Here is a 24,396-nt window from a genome sequence, read left to right on the forward strand (position 1 = left end):
CAGGAGTGTGCGCAGTTCGGGGTGGCGGATCTGCCGGATGGTCGGCGGGGTCCGTTGGTGCAGATTCTGTTCGATGTGCAGACGTTGTTGGGGTTGACGTCCGAGCCTGCGGTGTTGCCGGATGGGTCGGCGTTGGATGCGGATGTGGCGCGGGTGATTGCGGGTGATGCGGTGTGGCAGGCGATGTTGACGGAGATGATGACCGTTCACGCCGGCAGGGCCACCGCCACCGGCGAGTCCGACGAGTCCGGCGAGCCCGACGCTGCCAGTGATTCTGCGGTGCCCAGTACTTCCGCAGACGCCAGTACATCCGAAAAGTCCAGCACGCCCGAGGAGTCGAGCAAGACTGAAGCGACCGGTAAGTCCGCGGCGCCAGGCGATTCCGAGGAGTCCAGCACGCCCGAGGAGTCGAGCAAGACTGAGGGTACCGACGATCTCGAGGGATCGGGTGGGGTCGCAGAGGATCCGGAGTCCGATTCCGGGTCCGAGTCCGATTGTGTTGCAGCTGTATCCGGCACATCGCCCGGTGATTCTGTAGTGCCCGCTTCAGACAATGCGGCTGGGTCTAGGTCTGGGTATGGGGCTGTGTTGGTGCCGCGGTTGATTGCGCGGGGCCGGATTCGGTCGGCCGGGGCGGTTCCGGCGCCCACGGCTCCGGCGCCCACGGGATCAGGGTCGGGGTCTGGGTGCTTTTCGGGTGGGTTGGGGGCTACCGATGAGGCGTTGCGGGCCCAGGTGGTCGCTGAGTTGTTGGCTGCGATTGCTGCTGATCCGGCTCTGGCCTTGGGGGTGTTTCCTGATGGTCATGGTGGGTATCGGGTGCCGCCGCCGGGCGCTCTGACGTATCGTCCGTCTGCTGAGGTGGCGGCGCGGGTGCGGATGACGTATTCCACGTGCACTCATCACGATTGCAGTGTGCCCTCGACGCAGTGCGAACTCGATCATATTGTTCCGTTCGATCACCAGGATCCCGAGCGGGGTGGGTGGAGTATCGAGTCGAATCTGCAGCCCTCGTGCACGAGCCATCATCGGTTCAAGACGGCGCAGGCGTGGGCGGTGGCAATGTTGGCTGGTGGTGCGATCGTGTGGACGAGTCGGTCCGGGTTGCGGACGATCACCCTTCCCGATCTGGGGTGCCCGAGACCACCACGTAAACGTAGACGCGGACGCCGTACCCGAGAGACCGCATCGACCCCGGACACGACAGCCCCGGACACTGCTGCGCAGGACACTGCTGCCTCGGACACTGCTGCCCCGGATGCATCGGACAGGACTGTCTCGGGAACGACTGCTTCTGGCACGGCTGCCCCGGATACAACGGCCTCTGACGCGACTGTTCCGGACGCACCAGACCCGGATACAGCCGCCTCTGACACGACTGTTCCGGACGCACCAGACCCGGATACAACTGCGTCGGACGGGACTGTCTCGGAGACTGCTGCGTCGGACACGACCGACCCGGAGGCAACTGCGTCGGACACGACCGACCCGGAGGCAACTGCGTCGGACACACCAGCCTCCAAGACTCCAGCCCCGGAGACTCCTGAGTGGTGGGACGCGCCGACGTGGTGGGAGAAGAACATGCCCACCGAGGCAGTCTCCCCGACACTGGCGGATATGCATGCCGCCGCATCCGAGGCTGCCCGCACGAAGGTACGGATCATCCGGCGCCGGTTCCGGGAACACAACCTCGCCCGCTGGCACCGCGCCCGCAACGAGAAACCACCGTTCTGATCACGCGGTCCCTTCGGTCAGGTCGTGCCTGGTCCGACGTTGCGGCTATTGCGGGTTCGGAGGCCCCGGACGTAGTCCGCTGGTGCTCCGGCGATCTCGGCTGCTTCGGCCATGACCCCGAGATACCGTGCCGACGGCAATCCGCCCTCGTAGGCGTCGAGGACGTACAGCCACGCCAGTACCGGTCCGTCGGCGGTTTCGATGCGCAACCGCACCTTGCGGTGGATTCCGAGCTCGGAACCCTCCCAGCGGTCGAGCCGCTCCTCGTCCTCGACGGGTACGTCGTACAGCACGACGAACACTCTGGAGTCGGCGTCTTCGACGACGGTGGCGAGTGCGCCTTCCCAGCCGATGTCGCCGCCGCCGAAGGTCAGCCGCCAGCCGTGCAGCCACCCGGTTCCCGACAGCGGGGAATGGGGGCAACGCTGCAACATCTGCTCCGGATGCATGTTCGATCCGTAGGCGGCATAGATTGGCACGTCGGCCAGCCTAAACCGTCGGATGATCTTCGGATGCGTCGGAAGCCCGGAACCGGGCGTTTCGGCAGGTGAGAGACAAGTGAAGCAAGCCTTACCGGTGCATGACGCTCGTCACTGGAATAGGTTTGTACCGGAAATGCACGAAATTTCTCCCGAATTGGAAGAGGATCAATGACCCGGATCGTGATCATCGGTGGCGGACCCGCAGGGTACGAAGCAGCACTGGTGGCAGCGCAGCACGGGGGGACTGTGACGCTGGTCGATTCGGAGGGGATCGGTGGAGCCTGCGTTCTGTGGGACTGCGTGCCGTCGAAGACCTTCATCGCCTCGACCGGCATCAGGACCGAGATGCGCCGCGCAGGCGATCTGGGTATTTCGCTCGACCCGTCGAAGGCGGCGGTCGCCCTGCCTCAGATCCACGCCCGAGTCAAGAGTTTGGCCCAGGCCCAGTCCGCCGACATCGCGGCACGGGTGCGGTCGGTCGGCGTCGAGCTGATCTCGGGTCGCGCCGAAATGATCGACACGCAGGTTGGAATGGCGGCGCATCAGATTCGTGCGACCCTCGCCGACGGCGGTGAACGCATCCTGGACGCCGATGTCGTACTGATCTCGACCGGTGCCAGTCCGCGGATTCTGAAGGGTGCCGAGCCGGACGGCGAGCGCATTCTGAACTGGCGCCAGCTCTACGACCTCGAAGCACTGCCCGAGCACCTGATCGTTGTCGGTTCCGGAGTCACCGGCGCCGAGTTCGTGTCGGCGTACACGGAGATGGGCGTGAAGGTGACCGCCGTCTCGAGCCGTGACCGTGTGCTTCCCCACGAAGACGAGGACGCCGCACTGGTACTGGAGGACGCCTTCAACGAACGAGGTGTCACCCTCGTCAAGCATGCGCGCGCCGAATCGGTGCAGCGTACCGAGACCGGTGTGATCGTCACGCTCGCCGACGGCCGCACGGTAGAGGGTTCACACGCGCTGATGACGGTCGGCTCGGTACCCAACACCTCCGGTCTCGGTCTCGAAAATGTCGGCATCGAACTGGACCGCGGCGGCTACCTCCGTGTCGACCGGGTATCGCGCACCTCGGTCGCCGGAATCTACGCGGCCGGTGACTGCACAGGCCTGTTGCCTCTCGCGTCGGTCGCTGCGATGCAGGGCCGTATCGCGATGTATCACGCACTCGGTGAGGGAGTGACGCCGATCAAGCTGAAAACCGTTGCATCGGCGGTGTTCACCCGCCCGGAGATCGCGTCGGTCGGAGTCAGTCAGTCGTCGATCGACAGTGGGGACGTCCCTGCTCGTACCGTCATGTTGCCGCTCAGTACCAACCCGCGAGCGAAGATGTCCGGCCTCAAGCGCGGTTTCGTGAAGATCTTCTGCAGGCCGGCAACCGGCGTTGTCATCGGCGGCGTCGTGGTCGCCCCCACCGCGTCGGAACTCATCCTCCCGATCGCAATGGCAGTGCAGAACAATCTGTCGGTCAACGATTTGGCCGCGACATTCTCGGTGTACCCGTCGCTGACCGGTTCGATCACCGAAGCCGCGCGCCAGCTCATGCGTCACGACGACCTGGACTAGGCATGATCGGAGTGATTCGGAATCTCAGCATGTGGAATGGAAGTTTCATATCCTGATTCGCTCTGCGATACTGAGATCCAGCCGACCACCATCCGGCACCCTCGCACCCCAGCCGATCCTCGGGTAGTTCGTTCATCCGTTTCTCGCTGCTGGGAGCAACATCATGACCACGACATTGCCGGGCCTTGCCCGTCGGCTCGACTCGATCGAGAGTTCCGCCATTCGAGACCTTCTCGCACTCACTGCTCGCGACGACGTGATCTCACTGGCAGGCGGGCTTCCGGCAACCGAACTCATACCGGTGGATCGCGTCAGAGAGGCTGCGCATGCTGTCCTCGGCGAATCGTCTTCGGTTCAATACGGTGAGACCTCGGGCTGGCGCAGGCTTCGCGAGGTCGTTGCAGCCTTGCAGTCGTCGGTGATCGGTCGCGCCGTGGATACGTCCGAGGTCGTCATCACTCATGGATCGCAGCAGGCGCTCACTCTCGTGGCGCAGGCGTTGGTGGATCCGGGTGCAGTCGTCGTCGTCGACGAGCCGGCATACACCGGTGCGCTGCAAGTCTTTTCGATCGCAGGCGCCGAAATCCACGCCATTCCGATCGGCGATTCGGGCATGGACACCGTCGAACTCGAACGACGACTTGCCGCAGGGCTGCGACCCGCTCTGGTCCATACGGTGAGCAACTTCCACAATCCGCGCGGTGTCACGATGTCCGAGAGCGGACGCAGGCACCTGGCGGCTCTCGCCGAGCAGTACGGGTTCTGGATTCTCGAGGACGATCCCTACGGCGAAATATGGTTCGACACGCCCCCGCCTGCGCCGATCGCGTCGTACTCCGATCGTGTCGTCCGGCTGTCGAGCGCGTCGAAGATCCTGGCCCCTGCGCTCAGGGTGGGGTGGATGGTCGCCCCGAAACCCGTGTGCGACGCCGTCGAACTTCTCAAGCAGGGTGCTGACCTGTGCGGATCGTCGATGACTCAGCAGATGGCCGCCGAGATGCTGTCCGACACCGATTGGTTGGCGACGCATCTGATCGCGTTGCGCGCAGAATACGGGCGCCGGGCGACGGCACTTCGGACTGCGCTGGACAGTGCCTTCGGTGACCGCCTCAGTGTCTCGCCCGCGGACGGCGGAATGTTCGTGTGGGCGAGCTTCGACGACGGCACCGACACCACGATTCTGCTGCCGCGCGCCCTCGAGCAGGGTGTGGCATTCGTGCCGGGTCGGGCCTTCGCGGAGTCGGCGGCGTACGCAGGGTCTGCGCGCATGTGCTTCGCGAGCTCCTCGGCTCCGATTCTGCGCGAGGCCGTCTCTCGGTTGAAGGCCGCTCACGCGCTCTCGTAGGTCCGTTCGACGGCCCGGTTCCAGGTGGTGTACATCTGCTCGCGCACGTCGCTGTCGAGGTCGGGTTGCCACGTCTTGTCCGCTGCCCAGTTCGCACGGATGTCGTCCTCGCCGCTCCAGTACCCGACGGCGAGGCCGGCCGCGTAGGCGGCGCCGAGTGCGGTCGTTTCGTTGACGACCGGACGTACGACCGGGACACCGAGTACGTCGGATTGGAACTGCATCAACAGCTCGTTCACGACCATGCCGCCATCGACCTTCAGAGTGGTCAGCGTTACACCCGAATCGGCGCGCATCGCGTCGATGACCTCGCGTGTCTGAAATGCGGTGGCCTCGAGCGCAGCTCGTGCAATGTGGCCCTTGTTGGCGAACCGTGTGAGGCCGGAAATGACACCACGGGCGTCGGGGCGCCACCTGGGCGCGAACAACCCGGAGAACGCGGGTACGAAGTAGACGCCGCCGTTGTCGTCGACGGAACGGGCAAGATCTTCGATTTCGGCGGCGTCGGAAATGATTCCGAGGTTGTCGCGGAGCCATTGCACCAGAGATCCAGTGACCGCAACCGAGCCCTCCAGCGCGTAGACCGTGTCCTTGTCACCGAGTTTGTAGCACACGGTCGTCAGAAGTCCGTGTTCGCTGCGAACCGGGGTCGTTCCGGTATTGAGCAGCAAGAAGTTTCCGGTCCCGTACGTGTTCTTCGCCTCGCCCGCAGACAAGCATGCCTGACCGAACGTTGCGGCCTGCTGGTCGCCGAGGATGCCTGAAATCGGCACTCCTGCAAGGACACCCCTCGGCCTCACCTCTGCATACACTTCGGAGGACGTGCGGATCTCGGGCAACATCGAAAGTGGGATCCGGAAGTCGGCGCAGATGTCCTCCCGCCACTGCAGAGTTTCCAGATCCATCAACAATGTTCGCGACGCGTTGGTGACGTCGGTGATGTGCCGACCGCCGTCGGTGCCGCCGGTCAGATTCCACAGGACCCACGAATCCATCGTCCCGAAGCACAGTTCGCCCGCCTCGGCGCGCTCGCGTACGCCGTCGACGTTGTCGAGAATCCAGCGCACCTTGGGGCCGGCGAAATAGGTGGACAGCGGAAGCCCGGTGATCGCCTGGTAGCGGTCGGCACCACGATCACCCGCGAGTTCCTTGCACAGCGCGTCGGTGCGGGTGTCCTGCCACACGATGGCGTTGTGAACGGGTTTTCCGGTTGTCCTGTCCCACACCAGGGTGGTTTCACGCTGATTGGTGATTCCGACGGCTGCGATGTCCTGGGCTTTGACGTCGGCGTTGCCGAGTGCAGCGCCGACGACTTCGCGGACGTTGACCCAGATCTCTTCGGCGTCGTGCTCGACCCACCCTGCCCGCGGGAAGATCTGGCGATGTTCCTTCTGAGCCGACCCCACAGGTTTCCCGTCGTGGCCGAAGATGATGCATCTGCTCGACGTGGTTCCCTGGTCGATCGATGCAATGAAGCTGTCGGATGTCACAGCGTCTCCTGTCGTAGGTTCACGGCTCGCGCGGGTATCGGTCACGAACGGTAGCCTTGCAAACGCGAGTAGAGAAGCAGGCGGCGCAACCATCCACGTGGGGAGCAAGTTCTTGAGCAACCGATCCAACAGCACATTCCTGGGACCGCAGGCTCGCATCGACGCATGGGAACAGCTCGGATCCGAGCAGTTCGACGTCGTCGTGGTCGGTGGCGGTGTCGTCGGCGCTGGCGCTGCTCTCGATGCGGCAACGCGCGGACTGAAGGTGGCGCTCGTCGAGGCTCGTGACTTCGCGTCGGGGACGTCGAGTCGTTCGTCGAAGATGTTCCACGGTGGCCTGCGCTACCTCGAGCAGCTCGAGTTCGGTCTGGTGCGCGAGGCTCTCCACGAGCGTGAACTGTCCCTGTCGACCCTCGCCCCGCACCTGGTCAAGCCGCTGAAGTTTCTGTTTCCGTTGACGCACCGAGTCTGGGAGCGTCCGTACATCGCAGCCGGAATCTTCTTGTACGACACGATGGGCGGCGCCAAGTCGGTTCCCGCACAGAAGCACCTCACCCGTTCGGGTGCGCTGCGGATGTCTCCCGGTCTGAAGCGAAAGTCCTTGATCGGCGGAATTCGCTATTACGACACCGTCGTCGACGACGCACGGCACACGATGAGTGTGGCACGCACGGCCGCGCATTACGGCGCTGTCGTCCGTACTTCGACGCAGGTCGTCGGATTCCTCCGCGAGGCGGACCGCGTCTCCGGTGTGCGAGTCCGCGACTCCGAGAACGGTGCGACGACCGAGGTGCGCGGCCACGTCGTCATCAACGCGACCGGCGTCTGGACGGACGAGATTCAGGCACTGTCCTCGCAGCGCGGGAGATTCCGTGTCCGGGCCTCGAAGGGTGTTCACATCGTCGTCCCGCGTGACCGTATCGTCAGCGAGGCGGCGATCATCCTGCGGACCGAGAAATCGGTACTGTTCATCATCCCGTGGGGCGCGCACTGGATCATCGGCACCACCGACACCGACTGGAAGCTCGACCTGGCTCACCCGGCTGCGACGAAAGCCGATATCGACTACATCCTCGGGGAAGTCAACACGGTGTTGGTGACACCACTGACGCACGAGGACATCGACGGTGTGTACGCAGGCTTGCGTCCGTTGCTCGCGGGGGAGAGCGACGAGACGTCGAAGCTGTCCAGGGAGCATGCGGTGGCTCGGGTGGCGCCCGGCCTCGTTGCCATCGCAGGTGGCAAGTACACGACCTACCGAGTCATGGCGGAGGACGCGGTCGACCTCGCCTCGCAGGACGTACCTGCTCGCGTTGCGTCCTCGATCACCGAGAAGGTTCCGCTCGTGGGTGCAGACGGCTATTTCGCGCTGGTCAATCAGACACATCACCTTGCGCAGCTGTACGGGCTGCATCCGTACCGCGTGACGCACCTGCTCGATCGTTACGGTTCCCTCATCGACGAGGTCATCGCGATGGCGAGCGACAAGCCGTATCTGTTGCAGCCGATCACGGACGCACCGAGTTATCTCCAGGTCGAAGCCGTGTACGCCGCGGCAGCCGAAGGCGCACTGCATCTGGAGGACATACTCTCGCGTCGCACACGCATCTCGATCGAGTACTCCCATCGCGGCGTCAACTGTGCGGGCCAGGTCGCGGCACTCGTCGCCCCGGTTCTGGGATGGAGCGCGGCCGATGTCGACCGGGAGGTCGAGACCTACACCGCGCGGGTCGAGGCCGAGGTCAAATCCCAGATGCAGCCCGACGACGAGTCGGCAGACGCTCTGCGTGTGGTCGCCCCCGAGGCACGTCAGGAAATTCTCGAACCGGTGCAGCCGGCACAGAAGTAGAAGTTCGGAAGTAGAAGATCAGTGCGTCAGAAGGATTTTCACGAACACGATGATCGCAGCTCCTGCAGCGAGCGCGATGGAGCCGAAGAACGCGCCGCGGCTGGGCTTCTCGCCTCGTAGCCGGCTGATCACGAAATTGGTCGACGCGATGCGACAGATGATGATCACCTCGGCGGCGATCTGGCCGATCGCCGGGTCGAGCAGACCCCACCATCCGACGGCGAGCAATACCGTGGGTAGAACGGTTGCGCTCAGGATCGGCACCGAATTGCGAAGCTCTTCGATATGTTGCCGCGGCGAGAGATCGGTTCCGGTTCGGACCGTCTGACCGACACCCTCGGCGAAGGCGTGCGCGACGAAGGTCGACACGCCGGTACCCACGACGATCGCGACTGCTTGGAACGTGTGTTCCTCCGGCGTCGTGATGGGGATGAGCGCCGCCAGTATCAAGATGTTGCCGTAGACATATGCACTGATTCTGCTGGCCGCATTCGCCGGATCGAGGGGACTCGAGTTCGACAGCAGGGGGCGGTGCAGGAGGTTCCGCAGGTTCGGTGCCATAGCGAGAGAGCCTAATGCTCGCACTCACTCCGGTCTCGGCACCGAACCTCTCACCCACAAAGAGTGAGGACAACGGTTGTGTAGCCGTCCTACCGTGTTCCCTGGGCGACAGGTATTTCTCTTCGGTTTCGGAGGAAGCGTGAGCGGAGCAGAGGATACGACGGCGGTCATGGGCCACGCGATCAGTTTCGACGCCGATGCACTGATCGACATAGAGGATGCGCGCATCGTCTGCCGCGAGCGTCCTGCAGAGAACTGATGCCCTCGGCACCGACGCGTTCGCTGCGCTGGGAATGGAACGCTGCGGCCCTGGGAGTCGTCTACGCTCTGCCAGCGTCGATCGTGACTTACTTCGATGTCACACGGGGTGCGGCGTTTGCCGTCGGGGTGATCCCGGCTGCGATCGTGGGTCTGGCGCCTACGCGGCGGGGGCGGCTACGCGTGCTGCTTCTGGGTCTGATGACGGGGATCCCGTTGGTACTCGGCTCGGTGGTGGCCGCGGTGCCGTGGCTGGCAGTGGCGACGATGTTCGTTCTGTCGTTCGGCGCCGTCGTGCTCGCGCGAGCGTCCCCGGCGGGATCCGTTGTTCTGGTGTTGTCGTTGCCGATGGCGGCGGTCGGGCTCAGCTACAGCGATCTGAGTACAAGCCTGGGCTTGGCCCTGGTTCTTCTCGGCGGCTCGGTGTACGCGGCGGTCGTGTCGCTGATCTGGCCGGCAGGCCAGGCGAAGCCTGCTCCGGCGGGCGAGCCTCCCGCCTTGGATTACGGCGTGCGCCTGGGTGCTGCGGCTGCTGCGGCCGCAGGTATCGGGTTCATGTTCGGGCTGGAGCACGTCGGGTGGGCCAGTGCCGCGGTGCTGTTGGTGATGCGACCGGGCGCCGAACAGACGACGCTTCGGATGGCAGGCCGGGTGGTGTCGGTGTTCGTGGGCGGCGCCGCTGCGGTGCTGCTCGTCCAATCCGGTGCCGAGGCGTGGATATTCGGCATCGCAGTGCTTGCGTGCGTTGCCTGTGCGGCGGCGACGCATGCGAGCCGGTGGTACGTCACGTCCACGTTCACGACGTTCCTCGTGCTGCTGCTGTTGATCGCTCCATCTCCCGAGGACGCAACCTTCCGCTTCAACGAACGGTTGACAGAGACCGTTCTCGGAGTGGGCCTTGCGTGGTTGTTCGGGATTGCTCTGCCTGCTGTCCTCGGGTACGTACCAGACTCCGTGGAGCCCGTGCAGCAACCGGGCCCGACACGGCCATCACGACCAGAGTGAGTATCGCCAAGATTGTCATGACTCGAATTCTGGTCGCTCAACCTGTGGATCAGCTGGGTTGCCGCTGGCAATACGGACAGTAATAGATCTGGCGTTCGGCCAGCGGATTGTCACCCAGCAGTCCGGATTCGACGGTGGTGCCGCAGCGCCTGCACGGCTTGCCGTCCCGGCCGTAGACCCAGAAGTGACGGCCTGCACGACGATCCCCGGTGGTGACGCGTTGGCTGCGGTCCTTGTTGGCCACGATGGTGCGAAACGACAGATCGACCATCTTCGCGATGTCTCCGGATTCACGGACCGGTGTACGTGGATCGACGCCGCGCAGGAAACAGATCTCGTTGCGGTAGACATTGCCGAGTCCTGCCAGGTTGCGCTGATCGAGCAATGCAAGTCCCACAGCACGATCGGGATCGGAGAGCACATTGGCGACGGCAACACCTGCGTCCCACTCGGGTCCGAGAAGGTCGGGGCCGAGATACCCGACGGCGTCGTTCTCGTTCTCGACGATCTCGAGGACACCGAGCTCGAAACCGACCGCCGTCGAGTCGGCAGTCTCGAGGACGATACGGGCCTGAAAGGCAGGCTTACGCCACCTGGCGCCGCGGGGATACACCTGCCAGGTTCCCTCCATCTTCAGGTGGCTGTGAATCGAACGATCACCGATCCGAATCAGCAGGTGCTTACCGTGGGACAGCACGGCATCGACCGTGCGTCCGGTGAAATCGACTGTTGCGTAACGCGGTACGCGAATGTCGCAGCGAGTGAGCACCTTTCCCTCCAGAGCTGCGCGCAGCGAGTTCGCGGCGCGGTAGACGGTATCGCCCTCCGGCACCGCTCACCCCCTCAGTCTCAGGCCACGCGGCGTGGCAGAGAATCCGGCCTCGGTCAGAATTTTCGAGAACGCGGTTCCGTGAATGTCGTTGCCGTCCACACGTTCGACGAGAAGCTTCTCGACGCCTCCGCGTTTCACGGTCGCGGCGAGCGCGTGAGCAGCGATGGTGGTGACGGCATCGTCGGTATCGAAGGTCAGCACGGTCTTGCCTCCTCGTTCGATGTACAGCGTGAGCTCACCCTCGTGCAACACGACGAGGGCTCCTGCCTTACGCCCCGGTCGGTGCCGGGGAGAGTCGGAATCCTCCTCCGGTTTCGGCCACGGCAGCGCTGCACCGTACGGGTTGGCCGGATCGCACGCGGCGAGGACGACGGCACCGGTCTTCTCTCGCTCGTCGTACGTGCGCAGCCTGTCGACGACCTCGGAGGTGGAGAACTGTGCTCCGCCGAGAGAATCGACGAAATAGCCGCGTCGACTGCGACCGGAGTCCTCGAAAGAAGTGAGAACCTTGTACATCGTGGCGAATCCACCGGGAACGCCCTCGTTCATCACAGCCCCCCGTGTGACGATGCCGTAGCGCTCGAGCAGAACGTCGGCCGTGGCGTGCGCTCTGATGGTCGGATCGGGTTCGAGTTCGGGGAGTCTGGACCATCTACCGCCTGCGGTCGGGGGACCGGTACGCGTGGGGAGAGTGGGCCGCTCGAACCGCCGATAGGAACGAAGCCGTGGAGTTCGGCGTGGTGCACGATGGCTCGGGGCTGCCCGAGTAGTTGCGTTGAGAAGCGCTCGTAGCGGGGCGAACGTGTCGTTGCTCAGCCTTCCCGCCCACACTAGCTCCCACAACGCGGCGTGAAGACCGTCGTCGTCGGTGCTGCCGACGGTGTCCGACAGCTGGCGGAAGAAGTACGCCCCACCGGCCGCGACGGCGTCGAGAACACGCACCTGAAGTTCGGACAGGTCGGATTCGGCGGGTGGCGCCAACGTCAACGGTGCGGTGTCGGCCATGTGCAGGCAGACCCACCCGTCCTTCGAGGTGATGGATCCGTGCCCCGACCACATCACCTCTCCCGTCGAGGTCAGCTCGTCGAGCATCGCCGGTGAGTAGTTGCGCACACGCGACGCCAACACGAGCGGTTCCCATGCCGACGCCGGAATCGGCACACCGGCCAGCTGTTCGACAACCGTTGCCACGCCGTCGATTCCGCTGAGTTGGCGACTGTCGACATGCTGCCAGGCGGGGAGGAACCGCCCGAGCGTGGCCGTGCCGACGGGCTCGACCTCCTGACGGGCTGCCGCAAGCGAACGCCGACGCAGCCTGCGCAGCACCTCGGCGTCGCACCATTCGCTCCCGGTCTTCTCCGGCCTGAATTCTCCTTCGATCACTCGTTTGTCTGCGCCCAGGGTGCCGAGAACCCCGCGGGCTACCGCAGTTCCGATGCCGAATCGCGCAGCGAGATCGGTCACCGAGAACGGGCCGTGCGTGCGCGCGTACCGGCTGACGAGGTCGGTCATCGGATCTTCCACCGGCTCGATGAACGCGGCAGGGGTGCCGATGGGAAGCGGGACGCCCAAGGCGTCACGCAGGCGGCTTGCATCCTCGACCGCTGTCCACCAGGTGCGGCCCGCGAAACTGACCTCCAATGCTCGCTTGGCCGACACCAGTTCGGTGAGCCACTGCAACGACTCTTTGCCGTGGGTACGCTCGGCGACTTCCTCGGTGGTGAGCGGGCCGAGCATGCGCAGCAGATCGGCGACGCCTTCGATGTCCTTTGCCCGCCGATCGGGAGCCAGGCGCTGAAGTTCGAGTTCGGTTGCTTCGATGACGGACTGATCGAGTAGTTCCCGCAGTTCGACGCGGCCGAGCAACTCGGCCAGCAGCGCGGAGTCGAGAGACAGTGCTTGCGCGCGCCGTTCGGCCAAGGGGCTGTCGCCCTCGTACATGAACGCACCGACGTAGTTGAACAGCAGAGAGTTGGCGAACGGAGAGGGCGTCGGCGTCTCGATCTCGACGATACGGATCTGGCGTCGGCCGATCTGCGTGAGAATCTCTTCGAGCGCGGGCAGGTCGTAGACGTCCTGCAGGCACTCGCGGACGGTCTCGAGCAGAATCGGGAACGTCGGATACTTGCGAGCGACATCGAGCAGCTGCGCCGATCGCTGGCGCTGCTGCCACAGCGGTGCACGCTTGCCAGGGTTTCGCCGGGGGAGAAGCAAAGCGCGAGCCGCGCATTCGCGAAAGCGTGACGCGAACAGGGCCGAGCCGCCGACCTGCTCGGTGACGATGTCGGCGATCTCGTCGCTGTCGAACACGAACAGATCGGCACCGGGCGGTCGATCCTCGGTATCGGGAAGACGAACGATGATGCCGTCGTCGGATGCGGTGGGAGCGGCGTCGATGCCGTAGCGCTCGATCAGGCGAGCGCCGATCGCAAGTGCCCACGGGGCGTGCACCTGCTGGCCGTAGGTCGAGTGCAGGACGAGCCGCCAGTCGCCGAGTTCGTCGCGGAACCGCTCGACGATCATCGTGCGGTCCGTCGGTAGTTGGCCTGTTGCTTCCTTCTGTTCGTCGAGAAGGGCGATGAGGTTGTTGACAGCGTTGACGTCGAGGCCGTCATCGCTCAATCGTTCGGGGAGCCCGTCGCGTTCGGACGTGCTGCGCAGAAACTCACCGAGTGCTCGCCCGAGCTCGGCGGGGCGACCGAGTCCGTCGCCGTGCCAGAAGGGAAGCCGTCCCGGTTGGCCGTACGCCGGGCTGACGAGTACTCGGTCATGGGTGATCTCCTCGATACGCCAGCTGGTGGCGCCGAGCGCGAACACGTCGCCTACCCGCGACTCGTACACCATCTCCTCGTCGAGTTCGCCGACGCGCGAAGCTTTTTCGCCCACCATGTACACCGTGAACAAGCCGCGGTCGGGGATCGAACCGCCCGAGGTGACGGCGAGCCGTTGCGAGCCGGGGCGACCGGTGAGTGTGTTGGCATCGCGATCCCACACCAGGCGCGGCCGCAGTTCGGCGAACTCGTCCGACGGGTAGCGCCCGGACAGCAGATCCAGTGTGGACTCGTAGGCCGACCGTGGCAACGTCGCGAAACTGCCGGTGCGCCGAACTGCGTCGAACCAGTCGTGCGCATCGATCGGTTCGAGTGCGCAGGCGGCCACGGTCTGCTGGGCGAGAATATCGAGTGGATTGGCGGGAACGAAGAGTGCTTCGATCTTTCCGGTCGTCATCCGTTCGACGGTGACGGCGCAGTGAATCAGGTCGGTGCGGTGCTTGGGAAACAGCACACCCTTGGAGATCTCGCCGACCTGGTGACCGGCCCGGCCTACGCGTTGCAGCCCGCTGGCCACCGACGGGGGAGCTTCGACTTGAACCACGAGATCGACTGCGCCCATGTCGATTCCGAGTTCCAGGCTGCTGGTGGCGACGACGCATCGCAGGCGACCGGTCTTGAGATCGTCTTCGATGAGTGCGCGCTGATCCTTGCTGACACTGCCGTGGTGAGCACGAGCGAGCAGCGGATCGGCGCCGTGATTGACCTCGCCCGACGAGCCCAACTGCGACGGTGGTCGGTGCTGCGTGTCGACCGAGTCTCCGAGCCGCTCGGCGTAGACCTCGTTGAGTCTGGCGGTCAATCGCTCCGCGAGACGGCGTGAATTGGCGAAGACGATGCACGAAGAATGCTCGAGGATGAGATCTACCATCTTCTCCTCGACGTGCGGCCAGATGGACCCCTGCTGCGGGGCGGCCGATGCAGATCCCTCGGCAGGCTCGGCGACGCCGAGTTCCGTCATGTCCTCGACCGGAACCTGGACGGTCAGATCGAACGTCTTGGGTGCGGGTGGTGCGACGATCTCGATCGGGGCTGCTCCGGTGAGAAAGCGGCCGACTTCCTCGTGGGGGCGAACCGTCGCGGACAGTCCGATCCGCTGCGCAGGCCGGGCGAGCATGAGGTCGAGGCGTTCCAGCGACAGCGCCAGGTGGGATCCGCGTTTGGTGCCCGCAACAGCGTGGACCTCGTCGACGATGACGGTGTCCACGAGCGCGAGCGATTCCCGCGCCGCCGATGTGAGCATCAGAAAGAGCGATTCTGGGGTGGTGATCAGGATGTCGGGAGGTGTTTTGATCAGCGAGCGGCGGTCGGCGGCCGAGGTGTCACCCGACCGAACACCCACCGAGATGTCAGGAGGCTCCAGTCCGAGTCTCTTGGCCGTCTGCGTGATGCCGACCAGGGGAGCGCGTAGATTGCGCTCCACGTCGACAGCCAGCGCCTTGAGGGGCGAGATGTAGAGAACCTTCGTCTTGCGTTCGGCTTCTTTCTCGCGCGTTGCCAGCTGATCTATGGACCACAGGAATGCCGAGAGCGTCTTGCCCGAACCGGTGGGCGCGACGACGAGCGTGTGCCTGCCACTCGAGATTGCCTCCCAGGCGCCCGCCTGCGCGGACGTCGGAGCAGGGAACGCGCCGGCGAACCACTCCTGGGTGGGCGCGGAGAACATCGCCAGGGCAGCCGCTGGGTCCGCTTCGCTGCCCCGCACGTCGGTCTCCGCTGCAGGTTTCCTTGCCACCCGACCATGATGCCCCGCGGTACCGACAAACAATCCTCGGATCGCCTCGCGGGTGTCGAATGCGGGGCGAACGGGTACGGCGTCAGAATGACCGACGACCAAGAGACCATGCAACAGATATCCGCGAAGCTCGACGCCCGACTCGGTGCGCGTACCAACGGCCTGCAGAACGAGGTGCCGCCCGGTGCGAGCGTGCAGGCAGACGACGAGGACGGGGAGCGCGGGCCGCTCGGCCGAGACTTCCACCTCGCGTCGAAGTACGCGCAGGCCTTTGCGATCGGCGAACCTCAGCTGGTGGATCGAGCGGAATTCGATCGACTCGTGGCCGAATACGGCTGATCGGGGCAGAATTGTCGACTGTGACGGAACGAAAGAAACCCGGCGTCACCTTCGAATCGTTCGTCGACAAGCAGATTCGCGAGGCGCAGGAGCGTGGTGCCTTCGACAACCTCGGCGGTGCGGGTAAGCCGATTCCGCGGGGCAGCGGGGCCGGCGACGAGTTGTGGTGGATCAAGGGCTACCTCGAACGTGAGAACCTCTCGGTCGATGCGCTGCTGCCCACCTCGCTTCAGCTCCGCAAGGAAATCGAGAAGCTGCCCGCGACGTTGATCGAACTGCGTCTGGAGGATTCGGTCCGCAGCACGGTGAGCGAGCTGAACGTGCGCGTCGTCGACTGGATCCGGATGCCGACTCCGCCGTTGATCCCGATCGCGCCGGTCGATGTGGAGGACTGGGTGCGGCAATGGAAGGTCAACCGGGCAGCCGCGGACGGTGCCGTGCAGCGTCCTGACGCGCTCAGCTCTGCTCCGGCACCGCGTGACGCGCCTCCGAGGTGGTGGCAGAGACTCCGCGGATTGTTCGGCCGACCGTCTCGATGATCTCCTCGACAGTCCGAGCCGACGGTATCGAGCCGTAGGAGATCTTCGCTCGAACCCGCCGGGGAAGCAGACCGTCGGAATCCTGCGTTGCCGTGCGCGACACCGCCATCTCCGGGGCATGCACTTCCGAGGCATCCACTTCCGAGAGATCGAGAACCGAGACGGGCGACCCGAAGCGGTCGCGCGCGTACTCGATCGCCTCGGCGACCGCCGCGTCGAACTCCGCTTGCGTCACCCGTCCGCGCGCACCGGTACTCAACCCGTGGCCGGGCAGGTCCAGGAGAACCACATGCAGTCCACTTCTGCTTACGTCTCGGGCCACCGGCGTCAGGTAGCGGGCATGCGATCCGGGCGGAACCGGGACGACGACGGTGCCCCCGGAGTGGCCGACACCGGCACCCGGGTGGACCTCGCAGTGCACGCGACCGGTGGGCGTCGTCAGCTGGACGTGTTCGCCGCCCGAAGTTCCGACGATCGAGGAGGCGGGCGCAAGAGCCGCCTCGCATGCGTCGTGACGGGTCAGGGCGTACTCCGAACCGAGGATCGGCCTGCCCTGCAACAGGATCATGATCGCCGCGCATTCGCGCGAGGTCAGAGTCGGCGACCACCCTGTCTTCTCGTGCAGCGCAGTGGAGTCGACGACGGGTTCTCCTGCCGTCACCCATTGCCCCGAGAACGGAGTGAGTCCGAGTCGGAACGCGATGTTCGCAGCGCGAATCGCAGGTCCCTCCGGGACGTCGAACAGCCACTGGCCTTGCATTCGCGCAAGCTCTCGAACGCCGGTCCAATCGTGCGGTCCGACGTTGTAGGGGCCGACGAGGTCCGTCTTGGCCGCGCGGTGGAACGCGTCGGCCAGGTCGTTCTGGTGAAGAAACTGGTACGACGCCTTGTCGGCCTGCGGGAACGCCGCGATCCTACCGGTGAACTGGTCGATTCCGTCGTTCGAGAAATCGGGTCCGATGATGTACGTGGGCCGCAGCATCGACACCGTCATCTCGCCGGGGTGCCGGCGTAGCCACCACTCCGCGTAGTGCTCCACCTCCGCCTTGTCGTGAAAGTAGTACCGATCGGGATCGCCTGCCGGATAGTAGCTTTCGTCGATCGGATCGTCGTGCAACTCGGCGCCGTAGGCGTTGATGCTCGATGCGATGACGAGGCGTCGCACCCCTGCGCGATACGCCGAGTCCAGTACGTTGCGCGAGCCTCGTTGGTTGATGTCGTGAGTCTCGGTCTTGTCGCGCAGTTCCTCGACGACGAAGGCGAGATGGATCACCACGTCGCACCCACGAAAGATGTTCTCCAACTCGGGGGATCGGATATCGGCCCTGACCGAGCTCAATTTCTCGTGGTGCAGTGTCGCAGGACGCCGGGCGAGCCCCACGACCGACTCGACCTCGTCGTCGCCCAGCAGTGTCGGCAGAATCGCCTTCGCGAAATCGCTCGTCGCTCCGGTGACAGCGATGCGCAGCGTCACGACGGAAGCTCCGCAACGGTTTCGGCGATCGTGGAGATCGCCGTCCGGATCTGCTCGTCGCTGTGCGATGCCATCGCGCACAACCGGAGCAGCGCACCGTTGCGAGGAACCGCGGGATGCAGTGCGGCACTGGTGAACACGCCCTTGTCGAACAGGCTGCGCCACAGATTCATCGCGACGAGGTCGTCGCCGACGTGAAGGGACACGATGGGCGACGCGGTGTCTCCACCCGGAATGGGCGAGCGGGCCCCGACGTCGAGACCTTCCGCCGCCAGACCGCTGCGCAGCGCTTCCGCATTCTCGAGTACTCGGCGAGATCGCTGCCGGCCTTCCTCGCTGCGGATCAGCCGGATGGAGGCGAGCGAGGCGCCGACTGCCGCCGGTACACCGGACGTCGTGAACAGGAATGCCCGAGCATGGATTCGCAGCGAATCGAGCAGGTCGTTCGACCCGGCGATGAAACCTCCGGTGGAACTGGGGCTCTTCGACAGCGACGCCATTCTGATGTCGGTCTCGTTCGCGGTGCCGAACAACTCGGCGGCTCCGGTCAGCTTGTCGCCGTATATACCGAGACTGTGGGCCTCGTCGACCATGAGAGCGGCTCCGTATTTCGTGCAGAGGGCTGTGATCTCCCCGAGAGGTGCCAGGTCACCCTCCATCGAGTAGAGCCCGTCGACGATGACGAGAACAGCGCCGTCGCCGTCGACGGGCTGCTGCAGTTGTGCCTCCAGGTCCGCCATGTCGTTGTGGGCGAACTTGCGAACCTCTGCCCCGGACAACGTACTTCCGTCTCGGATCGATGCGTGCGCGGCGGAATCGACCACGATCACATCCTGCTTGCCGACGATGGCGCTGATCGTTCCGAGATTGGTCTGGTAGCCGGTGGTGAACACCATGGCACCCTCGGTGCCGTGCCATTCCGCGATCTCGTTCTCGAGTTCCAGGTGGAGATCCATCGTGCCGTTGAGCAGACGGCTACCGGTGATCGCAGCGCCGAACGTGTCCAGTGCGTTCTGTGCACCTTGCCTGATGTCCGGATGATCGGCCAGACCCAGATAGTTGTTGGAGCCCAACATGATCTTGTCCGCACCCTCCACCCGGACGACGGGCGCGGTAGCGGATTCCATGACACGGAAGTACGGGCTGACATCGGATTCGCGGACTGCGCGAAGCAGATCCACGCGTTCGTCTCCGTCGAGACGTTTGATCAAACGGTTTACGGTCATCGTTCCCTGATCTCCTGTGGTTGGTCGGGCAGATTTCGTTCAACGAACGGAAGAGTGAATCGATGGTCGCGAATTCGTCAGTATTCGGCACTACCCGGTAATTCGGATGGGTAATTTCCGGAAGAAAATGTGGATCCACGCGTTGTCGCTGCTCGAGGCGTCGGGCCGGAAGAAACAAACTCCGTACCTACTTTTCTCGCGGTCGAGAATTTACTGAAACTTGGAGGTTTTGTCCGCCTGAACAGGGGGTACGTGAGTTTTGGTTGCGAATTCGATTCACCTTTGTTCAGCCATGCGCACATACAATTCGAAGGAGAGTCATGACTGCATTGATGGTTCGAGAACGCGAAATTTTGCAGACGTACATTCCGGGCCTACTGGATTATCTGGACCGTACCCCTCTACTGGAGCTCGAAAGCAGGGACGGTGAAGCCATAGCCGCATTTCGCGAGTTCGGTGGTACGGCATTGATCGTGCCGAAGAGTCTCGGTGGCCTCGGAGCCACCGCTCTCGACGCAGTCAGAGCGCAGCGTGCGATCGGATCTCGCTCACCGTCGCTCGGCGCAGCGACGACGATGCACCATTTGTCCATTGCCTCGCTCAACGAGTTCGCGCAAGGTGCCACCGAAGACGACCGGGCCCTCATCGCCTCGCTCGTCGAGCAGAAGGCTGTCATCGCATCCGGATTCTCGGAAGGAACGCCCGGCGGGAGCGTGTTCGTTCCGACCATGAAAGCGAAGCGAGTCGGCGACACGTACATCATCAACGGAAGCAAGAAGCCGTGCAGTCTGTCGGGTTCGATGGATCTGCTCACCGCCAGTGTCGAAGTCGAGGGCGTCGGTGCGAAGGACGGCGAGCGGGCAGTCGCGCTCATTCCTGCGAATCTGGACGGCATCACCGTCACCCGCTTCTGGGACACACCGATTCTCGCGGGTGCCCAGAGCGACGAAGTGGTTCTGCAGGATGTGGAGGTACCAGCCGATTTCGTGCTGCTCAACAGTGACGACGATCCCGACGGTGTGCACGAGATGACGGGCTACCTCTGGTTCGGGATGCTGATCACGGCCAACTATCTCGGTGGTGCGACGATGCTGCTCGAGAAGTTACTGGAAGCGGACAAGGGTGATTTCGAGGGTTACACCAGGGCCGCGGCGGAGATAGAGAACAGCATGGCGGCCATCGAAAGCGTGGCGCGTGCGTTCGACGACGGAGAACGTGGGCAGGATATCTCGGCACGACTGTTGTTCTGTCGCATCGCTATTCGTGATGCGCTCGTGCGTGCGAGTTCGGCGGCGATGGAGTCGCTCGGAGGCATCGGATTCATCAAGTCACCGGAAATCGGTTACCTGGCCGGCGCGCTGCAGGCGTTCGCTTTCCATCCGCCGTCACGACGGGCGATCTCGGAGACGCTCACCAAGTACCACGGGGGTGACGAGTTCGCTTTCGTCTGATCATCTGGCGTCCGATGATCTGGACTCCTGCTCTTCCTCTTCCTCGGCGAGCTTGTCCTCGCCGCGGTTGCGGAAGAACTTGAACCCCGGGATCCCGATGACTGCGCGTCGTACATCCTTTGTCACGCCCAGCAATTCGTGGATCTCGGGGGAGACCGTGTCGAGAGTGGCGAGGATCGGAATCACCGCTTTCATGTGCTCGAGCAACCCCGGAAGTTCGTCGACCATTGCGATGGCGGCGTCGACCTCGTCCTCGGACAGATTGTCGACGAACTTGCGTGCGAACGGGGCGGATTGCTGGGCAATCGGATCGAAGAGCTCCACCAGTTCGAGCGCGGTCGCCGAGGTTTTCGACGCGGTGCCCACGACCTCGTCTGCTGCGCGTGTGGTTGTCGCGGCTTCGGCCACCACGGCGTTGGCCGCGTCGACGATGGCGTCGATTCGCGCCATCAGGACAGCAACATCGGTCAGCAGTGCATCGATGCGTCCTGGGAGTTCCACCGCGAATGCCGCCGAGTCGCGCGCCCACCTCACACTGGATCTGACGGTGTCGAGACCGTACTTCGCCACCGAGAGACCGCCTAGGGGATCGGGAAGACGAACGCCTGCCAGCACCAATGCCATAGCTCTGACAATGCCATAGCTTCGACAATGCCATAGCTTCGACAATGCCACAGTCGTCGACAGACGCTAGCCTCGAGTGATGAGAGTTCTCGTCACCGGCGCGAGTGGGTACATCGGTTCCAGGTTGGTGGCCGCACTGCTGGCAGCCGGGGACTCCGTCCACGCAGCGTCACGCAATCCCGAATCGCTCGACGCGTTCGACTGGTCGCCCCTGGTCGAGACGGTCGAGCTCGACGCGAGCGACCCCGAATCTCTGCGCGCCGCATTCCAGTCCCTGTCACTCGACGACCCATCACGTAACGACCCAGCAGGTATCGATGTTGCCTACTACCTCGTGCACACCATCGGCGAGTCCGAGTATCGCGATCGGGACCTGACAGCAGCCCAGCAGTTCGCCGAGGCCGCGGCGTCGGCGGGCGTGCGCAGAATCGTCTACCTGGGCGGCTTCGTGCCCGACGACGAAGAACTGTCGGAGCATCTCGCCAGCCGGGCAGACGTCGGTGAGGCTCTCGCCGTCGACGGTGTCGAGGTGGTCTGGCTCCGCGCAGCAATTGTGCTCGGCGCGGGCTCGACGTCCTACGAGATGCTGCGATACCTCGCGGATCGGCTACCGGTGCTGCCGTTGCCGGGATGGCTCGGGCACCCGGTGCAACCCATTGCCGTCGACGACGTGCTGTTCTATCTACTCGCGGCGAGGGCCGCGGTTCCGCCGGGCGCCTACGACATCGGCGGGCCCGATCGGGTGCCGTATCGGGATCTTCTTTTCGCGTACGTCGAGGCCGCCGGTCTGACGAGAATCGGCCTGTCGACTCCGGGCGTTCCGACGTCACTCGCAGGACGTGTGATCGGCAAGATCATCCCGGTCCCTGATGCGCTCGCCGAGGACCTGGTCGGATCTCTGCACAACACGATGACGACGTCAGAGGATCGGATCGTCGAGATCGCGGGTGAGCCCGACGGCGGCCGCACGACCATCGAGGATGCGATGCGGCGCAGCCTGCAGGGCACTGCGGACACGCCGCCGGGTGTCATGGCGTCGAAGGATCCGTTGCGCCTGGCGATCACCGATGCGCCGTGGAGCGGAGGCGATGCACTCGGCATCCGCCGCTACGGTGTCGCGGCGTCGTCGCGGCAGACGTGGCACCTCGTCGAGTCGCTCGGCGCGCGCGCTCTGCTCTACTCGTGGCCGGTTGCGGCGGTCCTGCGAACCAACCTCGATGTCGTCGACGGGGTTTCCGACCGCGCCAGATCGGCAATTCGGCGGGTGTTCCACGACAGAAAGCGGGAAACCTGATGCCGACCTGGCAGACAAGCGTGATCGACGTGATGCGCTCGGCGCTGGTCGAGAGAATCGATCGCAACCACGAGGAGTCCGACAAGGCCTTTCTCCGACGACGGATCGTCGTCGGCGTCACACTTGTCGTCGGTGCCACTCTCCTGGGGATATCGCTGTCGGTCAGCCCGGGCGACAGCGCGTTCTATCCCTTGACGCTCGGCCTGGCGGCTGCGTGGATCATCGGCGGATTCGCTTCGGGGCCACTGCATCTGGGGCGTATCAGAGTAGGCGGGTCGATGCGGCGTCCGATCGTCACGCCGATACTGATCGGTCTGGCGGCAGGCGCGGTGTTCGTCGTCGGTGCGTTGATCGTTCGGCAGATCCCGCCGCTCGCCGACTTCACCGAGAACGTACTTGCGCATGCGCGATTCGGCTCGCTCGCCCTCATCGTCTTCATCACGTTGCTCAACGGTGTGGCCGAGGAGATCTTCTTCCGCGGCGCATTGTTCGCCGCGATCGGTCGCAAGAAGCCGGTGCTGATCTCGACCCTCGTCTACACCGTGGTCACGCTCGCGAGCGGTAACCCGATGCTGGCGTTCGCCGCGATCACGCTGGGTTTCGTCCTCGCACTGCAACGACGTGCATCCGGCGGCATCCTCGCCCCGATCATCACGCACGTGACGTGGTCGACGGTCATGGTGTTCGCGCTACCGCCGTTGTTCGGCTGACAGGCTTTTCAACAGGGCCGTCTTGATCTCGGGTCGGCTCGCTCCGACGAGCGTGAACGTGGCCTCGCGCATCAGACGTTCGGCGGTTCCGTGGCCGATGAGCGAACTGCTGCCGTTGGCGGTGACGAGAGCAGCCGCGGCGCGCACAGCCAACTCCGAGCCGTCGGCGCGGGCATGGAACATGTCGTAGTCGCCTGCCAGGGCCGCGTCGAAGCGGGACCGCACGTCTGCGTGCAAGGCCCGGAATGCATCGGCGTCGACGCCCAATTCTTCCATCTGGGTGATGGCGCGGCGCACGATTCCCATCGCCATGCATCCGTTGATCCACGAGCCGTGCAGCTGGCCTGCCTGGAACTGTTCGTCGGTGACGACGGCTGCGACCGATGCGTCGTCGATCCGTACGTTGTCGAAGCGCAGGCGCACGGTGTTGCTGGCATCGGCCGCGATGAGCCGCAGCGGCTCCACGGTGAGTCCACCGCCGAAGTGGGTCGCCTCGGCGGGCACCACCGCATGCACGATCGTGTCGTCGAACTCGTCTCGCGCCGACAACTGCACGACGTCGACGATGCCCCATCCGGTCACGAACGGGGCCGAGCCGTCGAGGACGTATCCGGAGTTCTCGCGTCGTGCATACAACTTCGGCGGTCTCGGGATCGCTCCCGCGAATGCGACACCCGCCTTGACGGAGCCGTCGACGAGTCCGTCGAACCACCTGCTCCGAAGCGGTGCGTTCGCCGAAGCGGCCAGCGACATCACCACCCCGCCGTGCTGCATCCAGGTGAACGACGTGCTCAGGCAAGCGCCGCACAGAATCTCGAAGATCTGCGCCAGCTCACCGGGTTCGGGGCCGTCGTCGGAGACGGCGAGACCGTAGAAACCCTCTGCCGCCAGAATCTCGAAATGGCTGCTGGGAATTTCGCCTTCGGCATCGACGAGCTCGGCGGCAGGAAACAAGATGGTGTCGGCAATGTCGCGAGCACGCTCCGGCCAGGACGTCACGTCCGCATCCTAATCCGTTCCGGTGTGGGTTCGCCTGCTGTCCAGT

At 64.4% G+C, this 24,396-nt stretch carries 19 protein-coding genes; 10 read left to right on the forward strand and 9 right to left on the reverse strand.

What is annotated here, in order from left to right; all coding sequences use genetic code 11:
• On the forward strand, window positions 1-1,734 hold a 1,734-nt coding region (locus tag RY1_RS30265; protein WP_503629810.1), incomplete at its 5' end, for an HNH endonuclease.
• 17 nt (window positions 1,735-1,751) lie between these two features.
• Here RY1_RS30265 and RY1_RS28410 read toward each other — a convergent pair.
• The gene (locus tag RY1_RS28410; protein WP_072807400.1) at window positions 1,752-2,213 is read right to left on the reverse strand and encodes a gamma-glutamylcyclotransferase family protein; all 462 of its coding nucleotides are present in this window, start codon (window positions 2,211-2,213) and stop codon (window positions 1,752-1,754) included.
• Window positions 2,214-2,384: 171 nt separating this feature from the next.
• On the opposite strand from RY1_RS28410, the gene RY1_RS28415 reads away from it, so the two are divergent.
• Together RY1_RS28415 and RY1_RS28420 are read left to right on the forward strand one after the other, a co-directional pair.
• Complete coding sequence (locus RY1_RS28415) at window positions 2,385-3,788, forward strand: NAD(P)H-quinone dehydrogenase (protein ID WP_072807401.1); 1,404 nt, start codon at window positions 2,385-2,387, stop codon at window positions 3,786-3,788.
• 163 nt (window positions 3,789-3,951) lie between these two features.
• The gene (locus RY1_RS28420; RefSeq protein ID WP_072807402.1) at window positions 3,952-5,133 is read left to right on the forward strand and encodes an aminotransferase-like domain-containing protein; all 1,182 of its coding nucleotides are present in this window, start codon (window positions 3,952-3,954) and stop codon (window positions 5,131-5,133) included.
• Here RY1_RS28420 and glpK read toward each other — a convergent pair.
• Window positions 5,118-6,623: a glycerol kinase GlpK gene (gene glpK / locus RY1_RS28425; RefSeq protein WP_072807403.1), complete on the reverse strand. Its 1,506-nt coding sequence runs from the start codon at window positions 6,621-6,623 to the stop codon at window positions 5,118-5,120. The two genes, RY1_RS28420 and glpK, sit on opposite strands and share 16 nt — an antisense overlap.
• 112 nt (window positions 6,624-6,735) lie before the next feature.
• On the opposite strand from glpK, the gene RY1_RS28430 reads away from it, so the two are divergent.
• Complete coding sequence (locus RY1_RS28430) at window positions 6,736-8,472, forward strand: glycerol-3-phosphate dehydrogenase/oxidase (RefSeq protein WP_072807423.1); 1,737 nt, start codon at window positions 6,736-6,738, stop codon at window positions 8,470-8,472.
• A gap of 18 nt (window positions 8,473-8,490) precedes the next feature.
• Here the strand turns inward: RY1_RS28430 and RY1_RS28435 are convergent, their stop codons facing one another.
• Window positions 8,491-9,033: a hypothetical protein gene (locus tag RY1_RS28435; RefSeq protein ID WP_072807404.1), complete on the reverse strand. Its 543-nt coding sequence runs from the start codon at window positions 9,031-9,033 to the stop codon at window positions 8,491-8,493.
• A 258-nt stretch (window positions 9,034-9,291) separates the two neighbouring features.
• Between RY1_RS28435 and RY1_RS28440 the strand changes: the two genes are divergently transcribed.
• The gene (locus RY1_RS28440) at window positions 9,292-10,296 is read left to right on the forward strand and encodes an FUSC family protein (RefSeq protein WP_072807405.1); all 1,005 of its coding nucleotides are present in this window, start codon (window positions 9,292-9,294) and stop codon (window positions 10,294-10,296) included.
• Window positions 10,297-10,345: 49 nt separating this feature from the next.
• On the opposite strand, the gene RY1_RS28445 is transcribed toward RY1_RS28440, so the two are convergent.
• Together RY1_RS28445 and RY1_RS28450 are read right to left on the reverse strand one after the other, a co-directional pair.
• A complete protein-coding gene (locus RY1_RS28445; RefSeq protein WP_072807406.1) occupies window positions 10,346-11,128 on the reverse strand; it encodes a DNA-formamidopyrimidine glycosylase family protein in 783 nt (260 codons plus the stop codon).
• 3 nt (window positions 11,129-11,131) lie between these two features.
• Window positions 11,132-15,625, reverse strand: a complete 4,494-nt coding sequence (locus RY1_RS28450) for an ATP-dependent helicase (RefSeq protein ID WP_072807424.1) — start codon at window positions 15,623-15,625, stop codon at window positions 11,132-11,134.
• Window positions 15,626-15,781: 156 nt separating this feature from the next.
• On the opposite strand from RY1_RS28450, the gene RY1_RS28455 reads away from it, so the two are divergent.
• Both RY1_RS28455 and RY1_RS28460 read left to right on the forward strand, forming a co-directional pair.
• A complete protein-coding gene (locus RY1_RS28455) occupies window positions 15,782-16,033 on the forward strand; it encodes a modification methylase HgiDII (protein WP_072807407.1) in 252 nt (83 codons plus the stop codon).
• Between the two features lie 11 nt (window positions 16,034-16,044).
• Complete coding sequence (locus RY1_RS28460) at window positions 16,045-16,572, forward strand: DnaJ family domain-containing protein (protein ID WP_072807408.1); 528 nt, start codon at window positions 16,045-16,047, stop codon at window positions 16,570-16,572.
• Here RY1_RS28460 and RY1_RS28465 read toward each other — a convergent pair.
• On the reverse strand, window positions 16,490-18,046 hold the full coding sequence (locus RY1_RS28465; RefSeq protein WP_084727951.1) for an NAD-dependent epimerase/dehydratase family protein: 1,557 nt from the start codon (window positions 18,044-18,046) through the stop codon (window positions 16,490-16,492). The two genes, RY1_RS28460 and RY1_RS28465, sit on opposite strands and share 83 nt — an antisense overlap.
• The gene (locus tag RY1_RS28470; RefSeq protein WP_072807409.1) at window positions 18,043-19,272 is read right to left on the reverse strand and encodes an aminotransferase class I/II-fold pyridoxal phosphate-dependent enzyme; all 1,230 of its coding nucleotides are present in this window, start codon (window positions 19,270-19,272) and stop codon (window positions 18,043-18,045) included. Before RY1_RS28470 ends, RY1_RS28465 begins: the two co-directional genes overlap by 4 nt.
• A 320-nt stretch (window positions 19,273-19,592) precedes the next feature.
• Here RY1_RS28470 and RY1_RS28475 point away from each other — a divergent pair, with 320 nt between their 5' ends.
• Window positions 19,593-20,723, forward strand: a complete 1,131-nt coding sequence (locus RY1_RS28475; protein WP_072807410.1) for an acyl-CoA dehydrogenase family protein — start codon at window positions 19,593-19,595, stop codon at window positions 20,721-20,723.
• Here the strand turns inward: RY1_RS28475 and RY1_RS28480 are convergent, their stop codons facing one another.
• Window positions 20,724-21,347, reverse strand: a complete 624-nt coding sequence (locus RY1_RS28480) for a ribulose-1,5-bisphosphate carboxylase/oxygenase large subunit (RefSeq protein WP_072807411.1) — start codon at window positions 21,345-21,347, stop codon at window positions 20,724-20,726.
• A gap of 79 nt (window positions 21,348-21,426) precedes the next feature.
• Here RY1_RS28480 and RY1_RS28485 point away from each other — a divergent pair, with 79 nt between their 5' ends.
• A complete protein-coding gene (locus RY1_RS28485; protein WP_072807426.1) occupies window positions 21,427-22,641 on the forward strand; it encodes an NAD(P)H-binding protein in 1,215 nt (404 codons plus the stop codon).
• Window positions 22,641-23,351, forward strand: a complete 711-nt coding sequence (locus tag RY1_RS28490) for a CPBP family intramembrane glutamic endopeptidase (protein ID WP_072807412.1) — start codon at window positions 22,641-22,643, stop codon at window positions 23,349-23,351. The genes RY1_RS28485 and RY1_RS28490 overlap by 1 nt, the downstream gene beginning before the upstream one ends.
• Here RY1_RS28490 and RY1_RS28495 read toward each other — a convergent pair.
• A complete protein-coding gene (locus RY1_RS28495) occupies window positions 23,331-24,350 on the reverse strand; it encodes an acyl-CoA dehydrogenase family protein (protein WP_072807413.1) in 1,020 nt (339 codons plus the stop codon). The genes RY1_RS28490 and RY1_RS28495 overlap by 21 nt on opposite strands.
• Window positions 24,351-24,396 lie beyond the last annotated feature (46 nt).

Origin of the sequence: Rhodococcus yunnanensis NBRC 103083, assembly GCF_001895005.1 — a bacterium.
GTDB lineage: Bacteria > Actinomycetota > Actinomycetes > Mycobacteriales > Mycobacteriaceae > Rhodococcoides > Rhodococcoides yunnanense.